The 22,222-nt window shown below is 46.3% G+C and carries 23 protein-coding genes; 10 read left to right on the forward strand and 13 right to left on the reverse strand.

Annotation, left to right across the window (positions count from 1 at the left end; translation table 11 throughout):
• Positions 1–4 precede the first annotated feature (4 nt).
• From WCK19_RS06515 to WCK19_RS06530, 4 genes are all read right to left on the reverse strand, one after another.
• The gene (locus tag WCK19_RS06515; protein WP_342396567.1) at positions 5–346 is read right to left on the reverse strand and encodes an FmdB family zinc ribbon protein; all 342 of its coding nucleotides are present in this window, start codon (positions 344–346) and stop codon (positions 5–7) included.
• Positions 347–513: 167 nt separating this feature from the next.
• Complete coding sequence (locus tag WCK19_RS06520) at positions 514–1,020, reverse strand: CvpA family protein (RefSeq protein WP_342396568.1); 507 nt, start codon at positions 1,018–1,020, stop codon at positions 514–516.
• Positions 1,021–1,153: 133 nt separating this feature from the next.
• Positions 1,154–2,038 carry an SCO1664 family protein gene (locus tag WCK19_RS06525; RefSeq protein WP_342396569.1) on the reverse strand — a complete coding sequence of 295 codons (885 nt, stop codon included), beginning with the start codon at positions 2,036–2,038 and terminating at the stop codon, positions 1,154–1,156.
• Between the two features lie 130 nt (positions 2,039–2,168).
• Positions 2,169–2,333: a hypothetical protein gene (locus tag WCK19_RS06530; protein ID WP_342396570.1), complete on the reverse strand. Its 165-nt coding sequence runs from the start codon at positions 2,331–2,333 to the stop codon at positions 2,169–2,171.
• 302 nt (positions 2,334–2,635) lie between these two features.
• Between WCK19_RS06530 and WCK19_RS06535 the strand changes: the two genes are divergently transcribed.
• The 3 genes from WCK19_RS06535 (at position 2,636) to WCK19_RS06545 (ending at position 5,229) form a co-directional block, all read left to right on the forward strand.
• Positions 2,636–2,857, forward strand: coding sequence for a hypothetical protein (locus WCK19_RS06535; protein WP_342396571.1), 222 nt, complete (start codon positions 2,636–2,638; stop codon positions 2,855–2,857).
• 42 nt (positions 2,858–2,899) lie between these two features.
• Positions 2,900–3,715, forward strand: a complete 816-nt coding sequence (locus WCK19_RS06540; protein WP_342396572.1) for an alpha/beta hydrolase — start codon at positions 2,900–2,902, stop codon at positions 3,713–3,715.
• A 113-nt stretch (positions 3,716–3,828) separates the two neighbouring features.
• Positions 3,829–5,229 carry a hypothetical protein gene (locus WCK19_RS06545; protein ID WP_342396573.1) on the forward strand — a complete coding sequence of 467 codons (1,401 nt, stop codon included), beginning with the start codon at positions 3,829–3,831 and terminating at the stop codon, positions 5,227–5,229.
• Between the two features lie 256 nt (positions 5,230–5,485).
• Here the strand turns inward: WCK19_RS06545 and WCK19_RS06550 are convergent, their stop codons facing one another.
• A complete protein-coding gene (locus WCK19_RS06550) occupies positions 5,486–6,121 on the reverse strand; it encodes an NAD(P)-binding domain-containing protein (protein WP_342396574.1) in 636 nt (211 codons plus the stop codon).
• A 127-nt stretch (positions 6,122–6,248) separates the two neighbouring features.
• Here WCK19_RS06550 and WCK19_RS06555 point away from each other — a divergent pair, with 127 nt between their 5' ends.
• Positions 6,249–6,839, forward strand: a complete 591-nt coding sequence (locus WCK19_RS06555; RefSeq protein ID WP_342396575.1) for a TetR/AcrR family transcriptional regulator — start codon at positions 6,249–6,251, stop codon at positions 6,837–6,839.
• A gap of 113 nt (positions 6,840–6,952) precedes the next feature.
• Complete coding sequence (locus tag WCK19_RS06560) at positions 6,953–7,438, forward strand: CoA-binding protein (RefSeq protein ID WP_342396576.1); 486 nt, start codon at positions 6,953–6,955, stop codon at positions 7,436–7,438.
• Positions 7,439–7,506: 68 nt separating this feature from the next.
• Here WCK19_RS06560 and WCK19_RS06565 read toward each other — a convergent pair whose 3' ends face one another.
• Both WCK19_RS06565 and WCK19_RS06570 read right to left on the reverse strand, forming a co-directional pair.
• Complete coding sequence (locus WCK19_RS06565; protein WP_342396577.1) at positions 7,507–8,907, reverse strand: hypothetical protein; 1,401 nt, start codon at positions 8,905–8,907, stop codon at positions 7,507–7,509.
• A 330-nt stretch (positions 8,908–9,237) separates the two neighbouring features.
• Complete coding sequence (locus tag WCK19_RS06570; protein WP_342396578.1) at positions 9,238–10,458, reverse strand: acyl-CoA dehydrogenase family protein; 1,221 nt, start codon at positions 10,456–10,458, stop codon at positions 9,238–9,240.
• A gap of 515 nt (positions 10,459–10,973) precedes the next feature.
• Here WCK19_RS06570 and WCK19_RS06575 point away from each other — a divergent pair.
• Positions 10,974–12,299: a Rieske 2Fe-2S domain-containing protein gene (locus WCK19_RS06575; RefSeq protein WP_342396579.1), complete on the forward strand. Its 1,326-nt coding sequence runs from the start codon at positions 10,974–10,976 to the stop codon at positions 12,297–12,299.
• A gap of 78 nt (positions 12,300–12,377) precedes the next feature.
• Here the strand turns inward: WCK19_RS06575 and WCK19_RS06580 are convergent, their stop codons facing one another.
• Complete coding sequence (locus WCK19_RS06580) at positions 12,378–12,908, reverse strand: DUF2231 domain-containing protein (protein ID WP_342396580.1); 531 nt, start codon at positions 12,906–12,908, stop codon at positions 12,378–12,380.
• A gap of 97 nt (positions 12,909–13,005) precedes the next feature.
• Between WCK19_RS06580 and WCK19_RS06585 the strand changes: the two genes are divergently transcribed.
• Positions 13,006–13,959, forward strand: coding sequence for a hypothetical protein (locus WCK19_RS06585; RefSeq protein WP_342396581.1), 954 nt, complete (start codon positions 13,006–13,008; stop codon positions 13,957–13,959).
• On the opposite strand, the gene WCK19_RS06590 is transcribed toward WCK19_RS06585, so the two are convergent.
• Positions 13,956–14,351, reverse strand: coding sequence for a metalloregulator ArsR/SmtB family transcription factor (locus WCK19_RS06590; protein WP_342396582.1), 396 nt, complete (start codon positions 14,349–14,351; stop codon positions 13,956–13,958). The two genes, WCK19_RS06585 and WCK19_RS06590, sit on opposite strands and share 4 nt — an antisense overlap.
• A gap of 113 nt (positions 14,352–14,464) precedes the next feature.
• Complete coding sequence (locus WCK19_RS06595) at positions 14,465–14,881, reverse strand: response regulator (protein ID WP_342396583.1); 417 nt, start codon at positions 14,879–14,881, stop codon at positions 14,465–14,467.
• A 556-nt stretch (positions 14,882–15,437) separates the two neighbouring features.
• Between WCK19_RS06595 and WCK19_RS06600 the strand changes: the two genes are divergently transcribed.
• From WCK19_RS06600 to WCK19_RS06610, 3 genes are all read left to right on the forward strand, one after another.
• Positions 15,438–16,739 carry a CAP domain-containing protein gene (locus WCK19_RS06600; protein ID WP_342396584.1) on the forward strand — a complete coding sequence of 434 codons (1,302 nt, stop codon included), beginning with the start codon at positions 15,438–15,440 and terminating at the stop codon, positions 16,737–16,739.
• 243 nt (positions 16,740–16,982) lie between these two features.
• The gene (locus WCK19_RS06605) at positions 16,983–17,837 is read left to right on the forward strand and encodes an ABC transporter permease (protein ID WP_342396585.1); all 855 of its coding nucleotides are present in this window, start codon (positions 16,983–16,985) and stop codon (positions 17,835–17,837) included.
• 15 nt (positions 17,838–17,852) lie between these two features.
• Positions 17,853–18,620 (forward strand): ABC transporter ATP-binding protein, encoded by a 768-nt coding sequence (locus tag WCK19_RS06610; protein WP_342396586.1) that lies wholly within the window; start codon positions 17,853–17,855, stop codon positions 18,618–18,620.
• Between the two features lie 65 nt (positions 18,621–18,685).
• Here WCK19_RS06610 and WCK19_RS06615 read toward each other — a convergent pair whose 3' ends face one another.
• The 3 genes from WCK19_RS06615 to WCK19_RS06625 form a co-directional block, all read right to left on the reverse strand.
• Positions 18,686–19,993 (reverse strand): hypothetical protein, encoded by a 1,308-nt coding sequence (locus WCK19_RS06615; RefSeq protein WP_342396587.1) that lies wholly within the window; start codon positions 19,991–19,993, stop codon positions 18,686–18,688.
• 48 nt (positions 19,994–20,041) lie between these two features.
• Positions 20,042–20,743, reverse strand: coding sequence for an HAD family hydrolase (locus WCK19_RS06620; protein ID WP_342396588.1), 702 nt, complete (start codon positions 20,741–20,743; stop codon positions 20,042–20,044).
• A gap of 280 nt (positions 20,744–21,023) precedes the next feature.
• The gene (locus WCK19_RS06625; RefSeq protein ID WP_342396589.1) at positions 21,024–22,196 is read right to left on the reverse strand and encodes a pyridoxal phosphate-dependent aminotransferase; all 1,173 of its coding nucleotides are present in this window, start codon (positions 22,194–22,196) and stop codon (positions 21,024–21,026) included.
• Positions 22,197–22,222: the final 26 nt, after the last annotated feature.

Below are 22,222 nucleotides of genomic sequence, written 5' to 3' on the forward strand. Positions count from 1 at the left end.
ACGATTAAGCCGCAGATTCGGCTTTGCTGGTACTGGTACTTTTACTGGAATCCGTACTCGTACTGGTGCTGGTACTGGTATCGGTTTTCGCGCTGGCGCTGGTATCGGTCTTTGCGCTGCTACTGGTACTTTTACTAACGCCTGAATCTTCAGAACCGCTACCCTTGCGGCGATTATCATTAATATACCAGCCAGAACCTTTGAATACAATACCAGCCGGTGTGAACATCTTGCGAAGCTGATCCTGACCACATTCGGGGCAAGTCTTCAACAGCGGTGCGCTGAAGCTTTGCATCTTTTCAAACCGATGCCCACACTCTTCACATTTGTAGTCGTAAGTAGGCATGAGTCTTCTTCCTCCTGAAAAACATTTTTGTTATAAAGATTTTTCTATATGGGCTGTGCCAAACTAAAAGCCGGCAATTTGCCAGCAATTTGAATTTTACAATAATCGAAGCTGAATGGCAATAAAGCTTGGGGAACACTTGAGTATAGGTTCTGAGAATCTTGCAGTTATTTGGGCATTTTAAGCCGAATTATATCTTTAAGTTCGTTAGGCGCAACAAGCAACACGGCATCGGTCATAGGTTTCACCAGTTGGTTGGAGATAACCGAGGTTTTGAGTTGCTGGTTTGTCCAGTCCGGCTGTATGAGCAAGACACCTATAAGCATTACGCCTACCGCCAGCACGCCCTGTATGAAGCCCATTACCGCACCCAGCAAATGGTCAAGCCAGCCTAGAAAGAGCAACCCCACTACAAAATAGAGGATGCTGGCAATCACACTCGCGGTAAGGCTCAGCACAATCACAATCGCCAGAAACGCCGCGCCTCTTGCCGCCTGCGGGTTATCAATAAAACCAAAAAAGGATTTGGCGACTTGTTCACTGTAACTGCCTGCCAGAATCAAACCTAGTACCAGCCCAACTAACGCGATTGCCTGCCGTATTACCCCCCAGACTGCGCTAACTACCGTAAAAGAGATCAGAATTGCAACTACCAGAATATCAAGAAAGCTCATAATTTTGCTCCGGCTAATCTTTTACGCCATCTTCTGCTATTATAACTCTTATGGGCAGTAAAGGTTACAGGTTAGGTTACAATGGATAGTGCCACTTCAACCGCTGAGAATAAGCCGGAAAGTGAATTTAAGCCTAGAAAAAGCCCCACGGAACCTGACGGCGCGAGTTGAGTTGTGGAAAGCGCGGGTTTTGGGCTAAGCTTTCCAATCGCTTGAAAAAGATTTCAACCTCGCTAGGGTCAAGCATTTGATTTAATTGCGACTCCAGCTTTTTGGCTTTCACTTGATTGTTGGCAAGCTCCTGCAAATCCTGTGCAATATCTTCCGGTAGGGGCATTCCAGCATAATCCCACACAACGGTGCGAAGCTTCGGCACGCTGTTAAAGCACAGCCCATGGTCAATGCCCCAAACGAAGCCGTCCATTCCTAGCAAGAAGTGACCGGGCTTGCGGTCGGCATTGTTGGTAATCAAATCAAAAATGGTAATGCGCTGAATTTCAAATTCATGCTCATCGCGAAAATCATAAAGGTTACGACTTTCGTCCGCATCAATGAAAAGCTGCATCGTGCCAACCCCATGCGGACCTTCACGAATAATCGTTGGAGGAATAAAAGACCAGCCAAACGCGCGGCAAACCACATAGGCAGCGCACTCTCGCTGGTAGAGCGTACCGTTCGGAAAATCCCAAAGGGGCGCTTCCCCACGCATCGGTTTATAAACCGCCGCGTATTCTTTGCTCGTTTCCGGGTCGCATAGCATCGCCATAAAAGTGTAATTTGAGCCAGCTGGCATCAGCTTTAGCCCACGTACCTCCGCTCTTTCCAGCATCGCCAGCGCTTCTTCTTCGGTTTGTTTCAGTCGCCATGCCTTGCTGACTTCGGGATTAGGAGGGGTATTGCTGCGCTTGGGACGCATACGCGCGATTTTAAAAACCGTACCCTCCGGCAAATATACCGGACGGATGTTATCATCACCCTGCGGTTGTTCCTGTTCATCATTATTACTAAGCTTAACCATACGGTAAGACCTCGCCGCTACTCCATCAGTTCCGGTAAGGGCGATTGTATTAAGCTTCGGGCGATGTGTCAATGCTAAGGAGATGTAACTCCACTAATTCGTCCCGTTTTGCCTATTTTGACGAGCTATTTTATACTGCTGCCTGAAAGCGATTGTGGAGCGAATTTAGCTCCCTTGAGAAAGCGTTGGAATTGGTGCATGGGCTGTCGGCAAACGGGCAAAGCAAGGCTATTTTACGCAGGACGAAGCCGCGATTATCACCGGAAGTCGGGTAGTGGCAATTCCCGGATTCCAAGCGCTACACCCTCGCCACTTCTGAAGCGCTGAAACAGGAAATAGCGGCTTTTCTGGCAGAATAAGCAGGTTAAACGCTCGAACTAGGCAATAAACTAGTTGGAAGTAAGCCAGTCAAAAAATAAAAATATCGGTTGATTGGAACAAGTTTTGCTATTTTACGCTAATTTGAGGGGATTATGCCTATCATTCCGATAAGAAATTGCCATAACCTAAGATATGATTTCATAAAATTTGTTATAATAGTTTAAGGGTAGTATTTGTACCCACTCACAATGATTATATTTTTATAAGAGAATAAAAATGCGTACCTATTGGAATACTGACCATTTCCGCCAAAGTCTGATGGTGGTGAACCTTGCCACCAAGGGATTTAGCCCGGAAGAATTAAAAGTGTTTTTCTACTATTTTTTTGATACCAGCGCCGACCATTGGACTTTGAGCGACAAATATACTTGGGCGAAACTGCACGTGGATAATTTCCGTGCCGGTACACTTGAAATGGATGACGACGACGTGCGTTAATACCGGGCGCAGTATAGACTCGCCTATTCATGAATGGAAAATATGAGCAGCGAAGAATTTTTGGATACCACCCCACCGCCGCCTGACTTCCGTCTTAGCTATGGCGCAGATATAAACAATTTTGGCGACTTGCGCCTACCATCTACCTCCGGTCCGCATCCGGTGGTCATTTTTGTGCATGGCGGCTACTGGAGAGCGCAATACGGTCTGGAATACGCCGGGCATGCATGCGCCGCGCTAACCGCTGCCGGAATCGCTACTTGGAATATCGAATACCGTCGTCGCGGAAACGATGGCGGCGGCTACCCCGGCACATTTCTAGATGTGGCGCGGGCTGCCGATTTCCTACGTGAAATTGCCCCCACCTATAACCTTGACCTGTCGCGAGTAGTGGTAACAGGACATTCGGCGGGTGGGCATCTCGCCGCATGGTTGGCAGGTCGGTGGCATATACCAGTTGGTGACGAGCTATACACTCGTAATCCGCTACGCTTCAAAGGTGTAGCTCCATTGGCAGGAGTGTTGAACTTGCGTCGCGCTTGTGAGTTGCACTTGAGCGATAATGTGACCGAGCAATTTATGGGTGGCGCTCCGGCGGAATACCCGGATCGCTACGCCTTTGCCTCGCCCGAAGAATTGCTGGCGTTAGGTGTGCCGCAGATAATCATTCATGGCACTGAGGATAGTTCTGTACCCTACGAAATCAGCCTGAATTATTACGATACCGCCGTTGCGCTAGGGGATGAGGCTACCTTGATAACGCTGGAAGGGGCTGGACATTTTGAAATGGTTAACCCACACTCGGCAGAGTGGCAGCAGGTATTTGCCGCTATCACCGGGCTGTTAGGCAATAAGTAATCTCAAATATAGAACCTTAAATTAGGACAAGGGATTGGAGTTTCTTTCTTCTGTGCAAAAGTTTCAACAATATCAACTAGATATGGAAATTGCAGCTGATTAGTTTGATTATTATGAAAACGAAAATAATCCCATTCATTTTTGTGGTTTCGTTACTGCTAACCGCAGTTACCACGCTTTTTAGCCAGACTCAAACTACGCTGGCAGCTCCGGTTTTCGGTTCTTGCGAGTTTCGCCAATTGTGGAATTATAGCGATAAGGTAGTGGACGAAGTACCCGGATCGGGGCGAGGTTTTACATGGGGTTCCAACACTTTCGGCGTGTTTACCGAACCCTACCTGCAAGCGCCACAGGGCAAACGCGCAGTCCAGTATTTTGACAAGAACCGAATGGAATGGAACGGGTCGAGCCTAACCAACGGTTTGCTGACCAAAGAACTGGTGACAGGTCAATTGCAGGTCGGTGATTTTTCTTTCAGCCAACGTGACTCATCCGAAATTCCGGTGGCGGGCGATAATAATGTGAACAACCCTTCGCCCACTTATTTGTCCTTCAAGAATTTGGTGAGCCTTTTCCCCAGTTCAAACGCTGCTCCAAATCAAGTCGGGAAGCAAGTAGTCAATGCTTTAGATAGGAACGGGCAGGTTTATCAGTTGGTGATATTACCAGCCGCACTGACCATAGCCGCTTACGACTCAACCTTGAGCCATAATATCCCCTCCGTTTTTGCGGACTACCAGCATCGCAAAGGTCAAATCTGGAACGGTAAGCGTTTCGTAGAAGGAAATATCTTCACCGATAACCCGGTCTCCAACGTTTTTGGATTGCCCATCAGCGAAGCATACTGGGTGCGGGCTACTGTTGGCGGCAAAGAGAAGGATGTGCTGGTGCAGTTGTTCGAGCGGCGCGTCCTCACTTACACCCCTTCCAACCCGTCCGAATTTCAGGTTGAGATGGGCAATGTGGGGCAACACTATGTTAACTGGCGCTATGAAGGCAAGCTAGGTGGAATGGCTGAATCCTGCCCTGCCAGCGCAATGCCTGTGGTGGTTTCCAATCCACGCATTTTTGCGGTTGGCGATTCGGTGATGCTTGGCGCTTCCGCCACATTAGAAAGTACATTTCCCAATATTGTAATAGATGCTGCGGTTAGTCGTCAGGCTTTTGCCGGGATTAATATTCTCAAGACGCAACGCGCTCGCGGCGCTTTGGGAGATGTGGTAGTGGTGCATCTCGGTAACAACGGCACGTTCAGCCAAGCTGATTTCGATGATCTGATGGATGTGCTATCGGACGTGAGCGAAGTGGTTATTATCAATAACAAAGTACCGCGTTCGTGGGAAGAATCGAATAATGCTTTGCTCGCCGCCAATGCCAAACGCTATTCAAAAGTGTCGCTAATCAACTGGCATGACTTCGGTTACGCCAACCCCCAGTTCTTCTGGGAGGATGGCATTCACCTGCGCCCGGATGGGGCAAAAGCCTACGCGCAACTTATCGCAAGTAAGCTTTAAACCATAGCATTATCGCTTTAGGAAAGATTTCGGACAAGGGATTAATATACCCTTGTCTTTACTTTATCCCTTTTTCTGCACATCCTTTATTACATTCTGTAATTCATCGAGGGTAAAGATAGAATTACTTGGCTGGCTATTGGTTATCTATGAGAGGTGTGCCAACATTATTTGGCTTGAGTGGTATTATCTGGAAATGACTAGGGGGCAGTTCAACGGCACTCCGCGTGAAGCTAAACTGCCCTTCAATAACTCGTTATTTTCGCACCAACTTAATGCCGTGCTGCCAGTTCTGGGTTTTGACCATATATTTAATCCAGATCATTGCCAGCGGTTCAAGCAAGCGCGATTCCTCGATGCCGCCCATATCCACCACGCTCCAGCCGAAATCCTTGAGTAAGCCGGTGACGGTTTCTTTGGCGGCAGCATCGTTCCCTGCAATGAACATATCAAGCTGTTCGCCCAACAAGTCGGCTTGTATCATAACAGGGGCGGTGATAATGTTAAAGGCTTTTACTACATGTGCATCCGGTAGCTGGCGTTGCACAATCTCACCCGCCGAATCGCTGAAGCCGATGGCTAACGACGGTCCGGTAGCTCCAAAATTAAGCGGATTTGTAGCATCTATCACCACTTTGCCCGCAAGGTTCTGTACACCCGCCAGTTGCAGGGCGTGTTCGAGTCCACCCCAATTGATCGCCACCACCACCAACTCGCCGAATTTTGCCACTTCCTCGAAAGTTCCGGTTTTGCCGCCGGTTTTAGCCGTCCATTCTTGCAACTTTTCGCTGTTGGGTTCGCGTGAGCCGAGCAATACCGCATGCCCCTTTTTGATAAAGCCCTCACCTAGGGTTTGCCCGACTACGCCCGATCCGATTATGCCGATTTTCATGCTTGCCTCCACTACTTAAAAATCTTGAAATATATCTATTACTATGCTAATATAATACAGACCTGTCTGTATTTGTCTTAGTTATATATACAGGTCTGTATAGTGTCAAGGGGGAAATTGATAAATAATGAAAGAGACGACAAGAGGCGCGAGTACCGCCCGTCAACAAATTCTGGATACTGCCAGCACACTGTTTTATCACAACGGCTTTCGTGCGGTGGGTATTGATACCATCGTGGAGCAATCGGGTGTGGCGAAGATGACGCTCTACCGCTATTTCCCCTCCAAAGACGACCTAATCGTGGCTTATTTAGAGCGTTCAAACCTCAGCTTTTGGGACTGGTTCAAGCAAGCGATTGCTCCAGCAGGAGACGACTCACACCGCCAACTTTACGCTCTTTTTGAGGGGGTTGCTGCCCTTTGTGCCAGTCCGCAATGTTTGGGTTGCACTTTCCAGCATGCCGCCGCTGATTTTCCTAGCCTAGACCATCCGGGGCATCGCCTTGCCCTTGACCACAAACGGCAGGCGCTAGAACGATTGCGCGAGATGGCAGCCAACGCAGGTGCGCCTGACCCCGTTGCTTTGGCAGAGCAGTTGCTGTTACTGATGGATGGGGCGTTCGTGGCAAGCCGCATGTTCGGCAAGGATAGCCACGCTCGGCAGGTAACGCAAGCGGCGGCGCTGCTGCTGGATACGCAATTGCCGCCACTTCACTGAAATTACACCTGATTCAACCTGCTAATTTACCTTAAAGCGTTATTATAGTTAACGATACGCTAAACGGATTTTGCCAGTTTGGTCGTATTGCTTAATTAAAGGAGGTTGGATTTATGGCAATTTCAACAGATCGAAAAGCCTCGCTGGCAGTCATCCACGAATTTCTGGCGTGCAAGCGGTTGGCGATAGTGGGCATCTCACGCACCGAAACGGATATTAGCCGCGCCCTATGGAAAGAGTTTCGCACACGCGGCTATGAGGTTGTTCCGGTGAACCCTGCCCTTAACGAAATCGAGGGTGAGAAGTGCTACGCTAATCTGCGTGACTTGCCGCAAGCGGTGGATTGGGCGTTATTGACTACCGCTCCCGCCGTTTCCGAACAAGTGGTGCGCGAGTGCGCCGAACTGGGCATCAAGCGAGTGTGGTTTTACAAGGGCGGTGGAAGCGGCGCTGTCAGCGAAAACGCCCTTGAATTTTGCGCCACACAAGGCATCGAGACCGTACCGGGACAATGCCCCTTCATGTTCCTACCCGAAACCGCGTTCTTCCACCGTCTTCACGGCTTCGGCAAAAAGCTCACGGGCAAGTACCCCAAATAGTTCAGCCACACAATAGCACACGTTAAAATATGGCAAGGGCGGCGCAGTGGTCGCCCTTTTCCAACTTACTATTTAACAACAGGGGCAACGATTTTCAGACTAGAGTTATTGTATTCCAAAGCCTCCCAATCCAGATAGCTCTTTCCATCACTATAATCTATCCTAACTTTTAAAGGTAGCATACTCGTTTTATCATATCGAATCACCGCTTTTTGGGTTATGGTAGAAGATGCACCACCACTTTTTATGAGTGCTTCATAAGACAAAACCCCCACAGTGCGTTCGTTCAATTGCTCATCCGGCAAGATTTTGAGCGTTGGCGAACTGCCCTGTAGCATAAACATAGGTTGACCAAACATCGTAACACCCATTCCCCAACCTTCCGCATCTAGTGAGGATATAATACGCCAGCCGTTGGCTTCATTGTAGTCGTAGTAAACTTTATCAAGCGCTACCCCACGAGTAATTTTATTTCCTTCTATCTTTTCGGCTGAATACGCTTCAGGGTTTCCGCTGGGAAGTAGAAAAACCACCGCTTTGAAGCTAAAATCATTGTCAGCTCGTTTATCGGTAAATTTGAAACTGATAGAGCTAAATTTCCCCTTAGAATCCAACAGCTTATTGTACAGGGCTATCGCTTCCGGGCTGGAAAGAGTTACACCCGCCGGAACTTCGACCTTTAAACTTGCGCTATTGTACTCATAGGCTCTCCACTCAGTAGTGCTATTACCAGCGGCGTAGCTATACTCCCTAATCATTTTTACCGGGTGCATGGTAGCCTTGTCAAAATAAAGCCGGGCAAGCTTTAAAGGTTTATAAGTGGTAGTAGTTCTATCAACCAGCACAACTCCAACTTTTAGTCCATCCAGTTGCTCATCCGGCATACGTTTGACCCCAATATTGCCCATATTTTCAACTTCACTGATCTGATAACCAGGCAGGTAATTAGAGAGGGTGTTCCAAACCCCATCTATCCAGCTATTGGAAACCTCAGTTTTCCAGCCTTTCCCGGAATTGTCGCGATACCCCACTCCATCAGCCAGTACAGTTCTTTCTGTTGTACCGCCGGATTTATGCTCCTCATAAAAAGCCTCTGACGGTGTGGTAATTACTACCGCTTTATAGTAATCACCATTTGCCTTGCCCTCTGTAAGGTAAGTTTCCTCAATCCTGACCGAGTCAAAATTGCTTACTGCCTGCCGCAACTTTCGGTAAAGATAGGTTGCCTCCTGTGCTGTTAATACCACTTCTGAGGAATATGCGGTTGTTAGCTCGTTCATTTCAGAAATAGCAATCGTAGCTTCAGACGTACCACCCAGATAAGGTTGGTTACCAGTATTGATAAAGGAGCGTTTGGTAGTAGCAAGACTTGTAGCAGGTACAGAGGTAGCATTAGTATCGCCACAAGCTGTCAAAAGCGCACCCAGCACCAGTAACATGATACAAATACCACTAATCTTGTTTTTCATATAGCCTCCTTTCACTTGGCAATCCCAACATACAATTTTTAGGGCTGTATATCATAGGGTTTTTACTGCCAACTACTGTAAGGCTTCCTGCCTGACACCCATAAATGAAAGATGTATTGCAGAGGGTATCAGTTCGGATTGCGATGGATGAGGCGTGCGAGAGGCATGAACATTTCCACCGCAGAGACGGCGAAATAATAAAGAATAAAGGTAGTTTACTCACCCTTACTACTTATATTATACGATACTGATAAAAGTAGTTTTATGAGACGAATATTAAAAAGCGGTTCGTCCCCTCTTTTGAGTTTCGCGAACCGCCTTTTATAAAAATTACTCCGATTTTGCCAGCGCGGCTTGCTTGAGAAGATACCGCGCTAACGCCCGGATATGAACCTCATCCGGTCCGTCCACGATATGCATCATACGTCCGAAAGCCCACATATGCGCCAACGGCGTATCTTGGCTGATGCCCTCCCCACCATACACCTGAATAGCGCGATTGACCACGTTGGTATGCACACGAGGCGCAACTATCTTAATCATGGCAATCTGGCTCATGGCAGCTTTCTTGCCGATGGTGTCCATCGTCCAAGCGGCTTTGAAGGTTAGCAAACGCGCCTGTTCGATTTCGATGGCGGATTCGGCGATGTAATTCTGGATAATGCCGTGATCCGCCAACCTGCTGCCGTAGGTGGAACGCTCGGTGGCGCGTTTAATCATCATTTCCAATGCCAGCGAAGCCGCCCCGATAGAACGCATGCAGTGGTGGATACGTCCAGGACCAAGACGCGCCTGAGAAATGGCAAAAGCGGCGTTCTCATCCCCCAGACGGTTGCTGACAGGCACACGCACATTCTCAAAAACCAGTTCGGCATGCCCGTCATTGTGGGTGTAGCCCATCACGCTCAGGTTTCGCAGCACCGTCAGACCGGGTGTCTTGCGCGGAACCAGCACCATCGTGTGGCGTTGATGCTTAATCGGGTTGTCCGGGTTCGTTAGCCCCATCACAATGAAAATCTGGCAACGCTCGCGACTCGCCCCGGTAGTCCACCACTTACGCCCGTTCAGCACATACTCATCGCCATCACGCTTGATGGTGAATTGCAGATTAATCGGGTCGGAACTGGAAACGCCCGGTTCGGTCATGGCGTAGCCGGAGCGGATTTTGCCCTCCAGCAACGGCTCAAGCCACTGCTTTTTCTGTTCCTCAGTGCCAAACTGCGCGAAAATCTCCATATTGCCGGTATCGGGCGCGTTGCAGTTAAAGACTTCCGAAGCCCATTCCACACGCCCCATAATTTCTGCGAGCGGAGCGTATTCGAGGTTAGTCAGCCCTGCTCCGTACTCATCATCGGGCAAGAACAAGTTCCAAAGACCCTCGTCACGCGCTTTCGCCTTCAATTCTTCCAGAATAGGCGGGTAATAATGGGGGTTGCCCGATTCGGCAACCTGCCGCTCAAAAGTCACCCGATTAGGGTAGACATACGTATCCATAAACGCCTGCAACTTGCGGCGCAATTCATTCACTTTGTCTGAATACTCAAAATCCATTGCGGTTCACCCTTGAACGAATGCTAAATTTGCCCTGTTGTCGAATATAACGCCTGTAGCCCCGGCGTAAAGGGTTGGTGAGGAAAAGATGATGCAGTTACAAATAACTTGTTAATAATACAACAAAATAAACCGCGCTCAAAACCAATTCTCCAATTAATTCAGGCTTTTTGATTTTAATTACCTATCCCGTGGTTTTCTGTATTTATCTATTATCAGTTTTACATCCGTGAGCTTAAGACAAGCATCTGCGTTGCTTAGAATTTGCTGAGAATATTCAGCGACCATTTTCCATAGGCGTAGTGGAAACAGGTTCAAACTTTGTAAGAATTGACCAAAAACTCACGTTTATAAGAGCTTTCATATTGGAGAAGCCCATTTTCTCTAAGTAACCTCTCAGTTTTTTATAAGGGATTCACAATCTAAGCTCGCTATAGTGGTATTAGTTAGTTTGTGAAGCAAACTGCAAAGTATCTAAAACGCATTTATTTTATTAAACAAAAAGGAACAAAGCTATGTCAGTCATAATGGAAGAAAAGGTAGAACCGCTTGTCCAGCCTAGTAAAACGCTGAATAAAAAAGTAAAAAAGAGCCAAAATCGTCCGGTAACGCATCTAATCATGCTGGTTACGAGTATAATCGCCTGTATCCTTGCTGCAATATATCGACCCGAAGCAGACATCAGTGAAACTATATCAATCGGTACCGGCTACTACGCGCTACTGTTAATGGCGATTACGCTACTAATCGGTCCCTACAAGCTATTGCGTCAGCGTCGTAATCCTGTAAATATCGATCTGCGCCGAGATATTGGTATCTGGGCAGGTATTAATACCTTAATTCACGTTTTCTTTAGTTTTCAGCTTTTCCAGAAAGGGCAAGTTTTACTTTACTTTCTGACACAAACGGGCGGTGTGCGTACTGATATTTTCGGGGTCAGCAATGATATTGGTTTGGTTTCTTTTCTGGTAATCTTGCCCGTGCTGTTTACCTCAAACCAAATTTCCCTGAAGCTAATGAAGGGAAAACGTTGGAAGGGTTTGCAACGCCTGACCTATCTGGTTTTTGCTTTCGGTTTGCTCCATACTATTGGTTTTCAGTTTTACAACGTGCGAGAAGCTTGGTTTAGCGTTAGCACAGTTATTGCAACTATGGGTGTGCTAGTTGCCCAATCAATCGGAATTGCCATAACTATTGTACGCAACCGCCAGCGCAAATTGTCTAATACCGAGGTCAGTCCGATTACCAACCTGACTAGGCAGCCCGTAAAAATAGCCATAGCATCGAATATGGCACGCCGACAGTTTTTGAAAATTGGGGCTGGAGCTTTTATAACCGGAGTTGCTGCCGGTACAGCAATATCCCTTTTGGGAACTTCTCAGGAGAAAGTAGCTTCGGCGACTGTGGCTGAAAACACAACGGCAGTTTCTACCGCTACAGCAACTCCCGCTAATACAGCGACAACCTCGGCGGCAACAGCAAGTGTACCGACAACGGCAAGCGCTATTAGCAAGACAGCCACCACCACAGCGTCAGGAGTGACCATTCTGGCAACGACAGCCACCCTCGCAACAGGCAAAGCTTTGCTCTTTACCACGCCTAACAACCAAAGAGCTTTTGTAGTACATCGTAAAGATGGTTCGGTGGGTTGTTTCGGTGGGGTTTGTACTCACGAACCGGTTAACCTAGTATTTAATGAGTCGAGCCAATCTCTTTATTGCCCTCGTCACGATGTATCTTTCGATACCCAGAACGGCAATCCATCGTCAATGCCGGCACGTACCGCTCTGAAAAAATATGCGGTTAAAGTGGATAGTAACGGGAACATTATCTACGGATAGTTAAACTACTTGGGACTTCCGCTTCAAAAGGTTTTTGGCAAGGGGTTTAAGCCCCTTGCTTTTTTAGAGAGAATACCGCTACTTTATACCGATACCATAGGTAAATACCAGTTCGCCACCATAATAGCCAGTTGCAGACAGAAATCCAACCGCAACCAACGCTCCAAGAAGATACACAATCAGTAAAAGGACAGGCACATTTTGGGTGCGTGCAAAAATTGCGCTCAGAAACACCAACGGCGTATTCCTGAGTTCTGATAGTTTTTGTCTGTCACGCCATAAAAACCAACCCCAGATTGCCAACCTGAACATGATTAATAAGCCAAAGGCAACGATTGTTAAATTGGCAAACAGCTTGTGGGTTTGATAAATATCGGTGGATGCGCCGCTACTTCTTATCGCGGACATGAAGCGTTCGGCATTATCTTCTCCGGTTTGGCGGGCTACCAAAGCGGCAATGCCACCCACTGCCATTAATACCAGTTCCACCACTCGTAACCAACCTAGCTTTGGAAAGCTTGCAACAAATCCGGCAACAACACCAGCTATTAATAATGCAATGGGAAAGTGAACAAGTAATGGGTGTAGGGGAGCGCCATAGGGAGTCATAAAAAAAGTTCCTCCGAATTTTAGCGAAATATAACAAAGTCTTGAATGTATCTGCTAAAATGGTATTATACCGCTAAAGCAGCTTTATTGCTTTAGTATGGTAAAAGGCATTGGAGTAGGTTACCTCAAAAAGGGTGGGCAAATCGTGGCAACCAAAAAAAACCAAACACTGGCAAAATACGCTCCTTTAACTCAAAACGAGCAGGGTATGCTCCAGAACCTCCGAAGAAACACGGTCATCGGTGATTTTGTAGCCGTCTGCCGAACTGATTATGTGCAGCCTTACTGGGATCTTTGGGTTAGCGGCTATAATTATTATTGGACTGAATGGTTATTTTTGGTGAAGAACTTATTGCAGAGTCCTGATGATCTTTCTGCTCTGGTTTATTTACCCGAAGATTTGGGCGAAGTATATCTGGTGGATGTTCCGGCGCAAGCTCCGACCTTGCAATACCTGACCCAGAAAGGAATACGCGATTACGAATTGTCTTCCGGCTATGAGGCTGCGGTTAATCGAGAATTATTGAAGGATTATGGCGTTGAGCCGTCCCGCTCGATATTTCATTCGGTTGACCCTCAGACAGGCGATTGGTGGACGATTCTAGATCAAGGTTTATCCGTGAAGTACAACAACTTCGAGGTTGAATTTAACGGGGTGAGCTATAAATACAGCTTCCCAACAGACGTGGAAGCCGCCACCGCGATGTCTATGAGTTATGCTACCCGGCGAGGCGCATACCCTATGGAAGAAAGCCTCAAAGCTAATCAAAAGTTTGATATTGTCCCGGCAATACCGGATGGCAAAACAGCTAACATTTGGGTGCGCGAGTTTTATGCCGACCCGTCACAGAATGCGCCTTTTGAGATAATGAGTTTCCAATGCACCCAGATGCCTCCCGAATCAATCACTCCGGGAGAGCCTTCGGTACATTTCAATGTCTCTTTTGGCAACCGCATAAGTTTGGATGCCAGCGTTGCGGATTACCTAGCGCGTAAATACGTCCAAATGGGCTTACGTAGCCCCTCAGTACGTTTTAAGAGCGTTTATTAATCCGGTTTAAATTCAGGGAGATGGTGGTCAGGCAGATTGTTCTGCACATGATCCAGATGGCAAATCACTTCAATGAAAAGATTGCCAACGTGGTCATCGTCTATTGAATAAAAAATGGTGTTTCCTTCGCGCCGGAACTTGACCAGTCGAATATCACGCAAGCCTTTTAAGTGATGCGAGACGCTGGAAGTAGAACTACCCACTACTGTGGCGAGGTCAGTTACCCTGAGTTCGTGCCGGGTAAGCGCCAAGATTATTTTGCAACGGGTAGGGTCAGAGAGTGCCTGAAATATGCGTGCTATTATACCCATTTCTTCATTACTGGGCATTGCGGCACGCACTTGTTCTAGCGTGATTTCTTCATTTTCAAATGGAACACGGTGCTTTAGCACCTTAAAGTTACTCCATACACAAAAATATTCTAATAAGTCTATAAAGATATACTAGATGACCGGGATTGCTCTGTCAATTCAATTTCACTTTGCACAGAATTAATGGATTCACTTTATACGTTAGTCCTCAGAACTCTTGCGATAGTTTTTTTTAGTTCTACCAGTGTGTAGGGTTTAGCCAATACAGCTTTAAAACCATACTCATAGAAATTGGACATCACAGGGCTGGTGGAATAACCACTGGAAACAATGGCTTTAGCTTCGGGGTCAAATTCAAGCAATTTTTTGATTGTTTCTTCTCCGCCCATCCCTTCGGGTATAGTTAGATCCATAATAACAACCGAGACAGGCTCACCGGACATCTTTTCTTCTGCATAAATTTTGAGAGTTTGTTTCCCATCCGCCGCTTCCAAAACCTTGTACCCCAAATTTATGAGAGCGCGTTTTAACAGGGTACGTATTGCTGACTCATCATCCATAATCAATATTTTGAATACAACAGGCTGAATTTGCACACTTAACGTTTCCATACCGGAATTCTCCGAGTTAAAACGTAGGTAACTATTAAAGTTAGCGCCGCTTTCAGGCTGTTATTCAACACTGATAAACCCTTACAACTGTAGGACAAGGGCAATATGGCTCGACTCAGCGGCTTTATCTGGTAAATCGCTTCCTTATTCATTATATATCAGTTTCTCGTATCCTTTCAATAATTAGAGATAAATGCAGTCAGGGCAGTTGCAAGAAACGTTTTTAAGGCAGTAATAGGCTATTACTAAGAAGAAAGGAGGTGAAGGTGGTTCAAAGGAACACCCCTTGCGAACCCGGCAGACTTTTCGTAAAATTAACGCGAATTCGTGGAGTATCAAAAGAGAGGGATGGTATAATATTCCAAGAAAATGGCAGAAAAAGCATCCAATTGGATTTGAAAGAGAAGCAGCGCGGTTAGGTGTAGCCAAAGGTGTACGCTACTATTGGCGTAAAATATTAGCGGAAGAAGAACTCCATTTATTATAGGATTACACTAGTTTAAAATGGCTTATTTTGGCATCTAATATGCTTATTTTTTTGAGGATAAAATCAGACATGGATAAAACGAAATATTTCTTTAGACTCACATTGGTATTACTAATACTATCACCTTTGCTCTTGGCAGTGCCGGGATTCACCAGCGCGGAAGCTTTTTCCGATCAAGCTTTTGCAAATATCTGGCAAAAAACGGATCAGGCGGTTGCCAATGGAAGCCTCAAAGCCAGTTGGATTTGGGGACCAGAACCGCGCTTGAATCGCTACGAACTTTACAAAGAGTCGCCCGGTGGGCAACGCCTTGTTTCTTATTTTGACAAAAGCCGCATGGAAATCAACAACCCTAATGGAGATCGCAATAGCATTTGGTTTGTTACTAATGGCTTGCTATGCCGTGAGTTGGTTTCAGGGCAAATGGCGCTTGGCGATTACACTACCGAGCAAAGAGAGCCTGCCAATGTGCCTATCGGCGGCGATCTTGATAGCCCTTACGGACCTACCTACGCTACCTTTAACAGTATTGCTTCATTAAATAATGACCAGCGTGCCGGTAACAAAAGCGGCTATGTTACTGATTTTATTGACCGACAAGGCACTATTAGCAAAAATACAGGCTACCCGCAACGCGCCAGTTATGCTTTCTATGAAAATAATCTGGGGCATAACATTCCGGACGTATTCTACAATTGGATGGTAGGTCTTAAAGGAAGAGGAATAGACTGGCAATATGCCGTTGGTCTGCCTATCACCGAACCATTCTGGGCTAAATTTAAAATAGCAGGGGCTGAGCGGGAAGTATTGGTACAACTCTTTGAGCGACGCGCCCTTACTTTTAACCCTGCAAATGACCCGGTCTGGCAAGTAGAGATGGGGAATATTGGGATGCACTACAAGGAATGGCGCAATATCGCAACGCCAGTCACTACCACACCACCCAAATCGCCAACGACTACACCCACTCCCACAAATGGGCTTGATACAGAGGAACAGGCTTTTCTCGGTATTATTAACCAGTATCGGGCTACTAACGGTAAGGGTGCATTGAGCATTAACCAGAAATTAACCGATGCCTCACGCTGGATGAGCAGTGATATGGGCGCTAAAAATTACTTCAACCATACCGATTCGTTGGGACGTGACCCCTTCAAGCGTATGAGCGATTTCGGATACACCTATCACTCGGCAGCAGAAAATATAGCGGCAGGCTATGAAGCCGCCCAAGATGTATTCATCGGATGGAAGAACTCACCCGGACATAATACTAATATGCTAGGAAATTATACTGAAATAGGCATTGGTAGGGTCTATACAGCCAGTTCGCTTTATAAATGGTACTGGACTACCGACTTCGGTACGCCATAAGTAACGCAACCCCAACCCACCTCTAACCGTTATTTCTAAAGATAAAGCTTGCGCCTTACCTAAAAAAGGGCGCAAGTTTTAACCTGATTTTAAGCCAAATTTGACTCACTCCCCTGAATTTGGTATTTTTACTGAATAGGGTTTGTGCATTTATGCGCTAAATTGGTGAGTTAATTTTCTCGCCGGTAGTTCAGGAGGAATATTACCATCTCAACATCTTTCAATCGTACCGAAAAACCACAAGTGGGTAGATTTGATTCCAGCCATACCTCTATCTGGCATAGCCTGATTAACCTCTACCGTTACCGAGAACTGGTTAAACAACTAACTTTAAAGGATTTAAAACTCCGCTATAAAAGCTCTATATTGGGTTTTCTCTGGTCACTGGCGAATCCTTTATTGATGATGTTTGTTTTTTATCTGGTATTTGTAGTGCTATTGCCACAAACACCGCCACAGAACTGCGATGTTGCCAATACGCGGGAATGCCGTATTTATAATAGCTATACCGCTTTTATTCTGGTAGGGTTGCTGGCGTGGAATTTTACTGCAAACTCCATCTCAACCGGTATGATGGCATTGCTCAGTCATGCTTCAATGATTAAAAAGGTTTATTTCCCTAGAGAAACACTGGCAATAGCATCGGTGCTGGCTGTATTCGTAAACTTCCTCTTATCCTTGATTCCACTCTTTCTGATTATTTTCATCAACGGAATCGGGCTAACTTGGTACGTTTTACTGTTGCCGGTGATACTTTTCTTTCATTTCATGTTTATATGCGGAGTAATTTTGTTCCTATCGGTCGCCGTAGTGTATTTCCGCGACCTAACGCACATTATGGAAGTAGCATTAACAGCTTGGTTCTTCCTTACCCCCATTCTCTACACAATGGATAGAGTTTTTCCCAGCGCACAACAATTAGTCTATTGGCTCAACCCGATGGCTTCATTCATAGAGAGCTATCGCGCGATTCTTTTCTTTCATTATTCTCCTGAGCCGTTCTTTACATTGCGTACCTGTTTAACAGGGGTTCTGGTATTTGTGTTGGGTTATTACTTTTTTATCAAGGCTTCTCGCTCTCTGGGCGAAGTGCTGTAACCGGACAGTAAAATTATGAGTTCTAGCGAATATTTGATTGAAGTTGATAATGTTTCTAAGTATTACAAACTGCACCATGAGCGAAAAGGCACATTGCAAAGTTGGTTTATTAACTTTCTGGGACGCAAAAAGAACCTAGATGAGGATTTCTGGGCGTTAAAGGATGTTAGCTTCAAGCTCGGACGGGGGAAAACACTCGGCATCATCGGGCGTAATGGAGCAGGTAAAAGCACTCTCCTGAAATTGGTAACAGGCATTATCCAACCCACCGAAGGACGCATCAGAGTGAACGGGCGAGTGTCAGCTATGCTGGAGTTAGGAACAGGTTTCCATCCCGAACTGACAGCACGAGATAATATTTACCTAAACGGGGCGATTTATGGCTTCTCCAAAAAAGAAATGGAACAACGCTACGATAGAATTGTAGATTTCAGTGAACTTGGCAAGTTCATTGACACTCCTGTAAAGCACTACAGTAGCGGAATGTATATGCGCCTCGCCTTTGCAGTAGCTATTACCGTAAACCCGGAAATTCTCGTAGTGGATGAGGTCTTAGCAGTTGGAGATGCCGCTTTTGGTCGCAAATGTTACGATGAATTGGAAAGAATGAAGAAATCGAATGTTTCCATCTTGTTCGTATCACATGGCATGGGTGAAATAGAACGCTTTTGTGATGAGGCAATTTATCTTGCAAACGGGCGAATAGTTGCACAAGGAACACCCCCCGAAGTATTAGAAATGTACGAGCAACAGACTAATCCTTCTTTTATAAACACCCATTAATTGGTATCCTAGAATCAAAACAAGGGGCTTAAGCCCCTTGCCTGAAATCAATAACTCTCTTTAAATCAATTCTTTAGAGCGTGGCTCAAATGCGCCTCTTTTTCACCTTGCAATCTCTGTTCTTCCGCTTCTTCCTTCCGCACATATTTTACACTCAAAATACTGAGTAGAGTCGGTACAAATTGGCGGTATTCGCGAATGGCGATATAAATTGCCAATCCCAAATATATCGCCGCAATCGGATAATGCGAATCCACTCCGGCTATATATTTTGGCACCAAGAATTGACCCACAAACAAGCCGAGTAAAATCAACGCCCCTTTCAAACTGACTCGTAGATTGAGAATAATCATTGATGCCAGTATGGTTTGTGCAGAAGTTACCAACATAGGACCAATCAGGTCATATTCAATCGTCTTGCCGGCAGTGTCCTTTATTGTATCGTGCAAAGGTAAGGCTTTGAGTTCTTTTGCGCCCAAACTGAAAACCAACGGCAGCGTACCAACTAATAAAGTCCATTGGTTAACTTTACTGGCAACCAACGCGCCAAGCCCATCACCCGCTAACCCTCTCCAAGTAAACAGTACACAAACCACTATTTCAGGTGCTTCCGAGGCAATCGGCGCAAACCATTGCAAAAGCAGAACCTCATCTACTCCGATACGTAAACCGGTCTGAATCAGCGATTCGGCAAAGGGATTAGAGCATACAAAAATGACGGCGCCTGCAAATAACAAAATGAGCGCGACTATTATTCGCCGCTTACTTTTAGGCAAGTCTCCCAATGTGGCGGCAGGTCCTACCAGTTCCGGCTCATGTATATCCGATTTTGCAATACGGATAGTATAAAGCACAAAACAACCTACAAATACAATAACGTCCAATAGGTCGATGTACCCTTTAATCGGTAAAATCAGCGAATATAGCCCGGCAAATAGCAGAAAGCCGATTTCGACACGCTGCCCTTTTACCAAATTAACTTGAGGTTTACGGAATTTGAAAAGAAAAATCAGGATTACTAGGGGCCAAGCAAAACCTACAATCATGCGGTTTGCGCCTATCAGGTTTGCCAACGCATATTCCTGATAAGCCTCGTCAGTACCGGCTCGATAAGTTAGCGCAAAATCAACCGAATATTCAGGCAATACCGCCAGCAATGCCAACGCTGAAAATGCCAACGCCTTTGGAACATCTTCTTGTGCCGCTTCCACCGCCCAACTTAGCAGGAAGGCAGCGCCAATCACCGCCAAACCCCATAGAAAAGAGCCAAGTAACGGTTGCTCTTTCTCAAGGTAGTCCAACGCCACAAACTTACCTATAACACCGGGTAGCGTCATGATAAAGGCAACCGCTATCCATTTCCAACCTTTCAAATTAAGCTCCTATGCTCTACCCATTATTTTTTGATGGGATTAACCGATTCAGTCAAGCGTTTTGTATTGCTGCGCTTCAGGCAACAAAAGAGCAAGCAATTGTTCAGGAGTAGATACGATAGCATCGGGAGAAAGTTTCAAAAGACTTTCTTTACTCCATGCCCCCCATATTACACCCACTGAAGCAACGCCAGCACGTTGAGCGCATAGAATATCATTATCGGTATCTCCAATCATAATAGTATCAACTGGGGTTACCTGTGCCTTTTCCATAAGCAGTTGAAGAATAAAGGGGTCAGGCTTGAGCGGAAACCCCTCGCGATCAGTTGCCTGCACAAAATCCACATAGGGACGCAACCCGAAGTAATCAGCCAATTTATCGGCGGTAGTCTGCCATTTGGTGGTAGCTATCGCCGTAATCCGTCCTAATTCTTTTAAAGTAGAAAGTATAGGAAGCATACCGGGAAAAAGCTGAGTAGTAGTGGTCATATTGCGGCTGTAATAATCACGGTAAGCTACTACCATTGACGGGTAAAGCTCGCGCTTATCGGGGAGAAAAGTTTCAAAAACCTCCTCGAGTCCCTTTCCCATCAAGTCTGCCACAAGCTGCTGGTCAATATCTTCAAGGCGCATTCCGCCTATGGTAGTCATACTATAATTCAAAGCTGTGGCAATATCGCGGTTGCTGTCTATCAAAGTGCCATCCAAATCAAATACAACGAGTTTACGACAAGCAAAACTGTTATTCATTTATTATTTTTTCAATATTTCCAGCAAACTGCCACCGATAAACAAAGCAAGGGATACCGTCATAGAGAAATAAATATTCAACATACCGTTGAAAGTACCCCGCGCTTGCAATTCCAGTAGCCAGCATGCAATAACCAATAACAAGGGCGGGAAGGCAAACCATGAGTTTGCTCTTTTTAGCGACCAGATTTCATAACCAGTGCCTAGCCCGTAGATTATTATAAGGCATAACAGCGCTATCAGGTGGCACAGCCTCTTTGAAATCGGGCAGAACGGGCATTTACTTCTTCAGCTTTTCAAACGCAAGCTGCATACGGCGCAAAGCCTCTTTGAGATTTTGGCGGCTGTTGGCGTAGCTCAAACGCAAATAGCCCTCCCCCTCAGCGCCAAAAGCGGTTCCGCTCAAGGTTGCCACCCCTGCCTCATGCAAGAGATAATCAGCAATTGCTTTAGAACTTTGCCCAAAACTTTTGATATTCGGATAAGCATAAAACGCGCCTGCCGGAGTCTTACAGGTTACACCCGGTATGGTGTTCAACCAATCCAATACCAAATCTCGGCGAGCCCAAAACTCGGATACCATCGCTTCCGAATCATCTTGCGGACCGTTCAGCGCAGCAATACCAGCGTATTGAGTGAAAGTGGCAGTACAAGAGTTGGTATTGACCATTAATTGCGCCATCTTTTGCGCCATTTCTCTGGGCATAAGTCCATAACCCAAGCGCCACCCAGTCATAGCGTAGGTCTTGCTAAAACCGTCCAATAAAACGGTACGCGCTGGCATGCCGGGAAATTGGGTTGGGCTGCAAAACTTGTAATCATCATAAACAATTCGAGAATAAATCTCATCGGAAAGCACCCAAAAATTGTAGCGGTTAGCCAGTTCAGCGATACCTCTCATATCATCGGACGTTAGCATTGAACCGCATGGGTTATTGGGGCTGTTGAGTATCAACAGGCGAGTGCGAGGCGAGATTCGCGCTTCGAGGTCTGCAAGCGAAAAACGGAAGTTATGATCTTCGCGTAGAGGAAGCGGAATCGCCCTGCCTCCTGCAAACTTTATAACCGATTCATAAATCGGGAAACCGGGGTCAGGAAAAATCGCTTCATCATCCTGCCCGATAAGCGCCATAATGGTGTAAAAGATTATCGGCTTTGCACCCGGAGTCACTACCACTTGATCAGCGACATACTGCACTCCGCGAGTGCGATTTATATAAGCTGCAATCGCCTCTCGAAACTCAGGAAGCCCGGCAGCGGGTCCATAATGAGTTTTACCATCGCGTATTGCTCTTATACCCGCATCAGCCACATGCAGCGGAGTATCAAAATCAGGCTCTCCAATTTCAAGATGGATAATGCTACGACCTTGTGCTTCCAATGCTTTGGCACGCGCCAATACTTCAAAGGCGCTTTCCGTGCCTAAAAGCCCCATACGTTCGGCAAAGCTCATAGGTTTGACCTCCTTGTCAAACAAAA

Origin of the sequence: Candidatus Chlorohelix sp. (assembly GCF_037138995.1) — a bacterium.
GTDB lineage: Bacteria > Chloroflexota > Chloroflexia > Chloroheliales > Chloroheliaceae > Chlorohelix.

Excerpts from the sequence above, each read along its gene's own strand:
- WCK19_RS06610 (WP_342396586.1), top strand. The coding sequence starts at position 17,853 with ATGAGTTCTAGCGAATATTTGATTGAAGTTGATAATGTTTCTAAGTAT.
- WCK19_RS06555 (WP_342396575.1), top strand. The coding sequence starts at position 6,249 with ATGAAAGAGACGACAAGAGGCGCGAGTACCGCCCGTCAACAAATTCTG.
- WCK19_RS06625 (WP_342396589.1), bottom strand. The coding sequence starts at position 22,196 with ATGAGCTTTGCCGAACGTATGGGGCTTTTAGGCACGGAAAGCGCCTTT.
- WCK19_RS06575 (WP_342396579.1), top strand. The coding sequence starts at position 10,974 with ATGTCAGTCATAATGGAAGAAAAGGTAGAACCGCTTGTCCAGCCTAGT.
- WCK19_RS06520 (WP_342396568.1), bottom strand. The coding sequence starts at position 1,020 with ATGAGCTTTCTTGATATTCTGGTAGTTGCAATTCTGATCTCTTTTACG.
- WCK19_RS06515 (WP_342396567.1), bottom strand. The coding sequence starts at position 346 with ATGCCTACTTACGACTACAAATGTGAAGAGTGTGGGCATCGGTTTGAA.
- WCK19_RS06570 (WP_342396578.1), bottom strand. The coding sequence starts at position 10,458 with ATGGATTTTGAGTATTCAGACAAAGTGAATGAATTGCGCCGCAAGTTG.
- WCK19_RS06545 (WP_342396573.1), top strand. The coding sequence starts at position 3,829 with ATGAAAACGAAAATAATCCCATTCATTTTTGTGGTTTCGTTACTGCTA.
- WCK19_RS06620 (WP_342396588.1), bottom strand. The coding sequence starts at position 20,743 with ATGAATAACAGTTTTGCTTGTCGTAAACTCGTTGTATTTGATTTGGAT.
- WCK19_RS06580 (WP_342396580.1), bottom strand. The coding sequence starts at position 12,908 with ATGACTCCCTATGGCGCTCCCCTACACCCATTACTTGTTCACTTTCCC.
- WCK19_RS06585 (WP_342396581.1), top strand. The coding sequence starts at position 13,006 with ATGGTAAAAGGCATTGGAGTAGGTTACCTCAAAAAGGGTGGGCAAATC.
- WCK19_RS06600 (WP_342396584.1), top strand. The coding sequence starts at position 15,438 with ATGGATAAAACGAAATATTTCTTTAGACTCACATTGGTATTACTAATA.
- WCK19_RS06535 (WP_342396571.1), top strand. The coding sequence starts at position 2,636 with ATGCGTACCTATTGGAATACTGACCATTTCCGCCAAAGTCTGATGGTG.
- WCK19_RS06560 (WP_342396576.1), top strand. The coding sequence starts at position 6,953 with ATGGCAATTTCAACAGATCGAAAAGCCTCGCTGGCAGTCATCCACGAA.
- WCK19_RS06550 (WP_342396574.1), bottom strand. The coding sequence starts at position 6,121 with ATGAAAATCGGCATAATCGGATCGGGCGTAGTCGGGCAAACCCTAGGT.
- WCK19_RS06565 (WP_342396577.1), bottom strand. The coding sequence starts at position 8,907 with ATGAAAAACAAGATTAGTGGTATTTGTATCATGTTACTGGTGCTGGGT.
- WCK19_RS06595 (WP_342396583.1), bottom strand. The coding sequence starts at position 14,881 with ATGGAAACGTTAAGTGTGCAAATTCAGCCTGTTGTATTCAAAATATTG.
- WCK19_RS06540 (WP_342396572.1), top strand. The coding sequence starts at position 2,900 with ATGAGCAGCGAAGAATTTTTGGATACCACCCCACCGCCGCCTGACTTC.
- WCK19_RS06525 (WP_342396569.1), bottom strand. The coding sequence starts at position 2,038 with ATGGTTAAGCTTAGTAATAATGATGAACAGGAACAACCGCAGGGTGAT.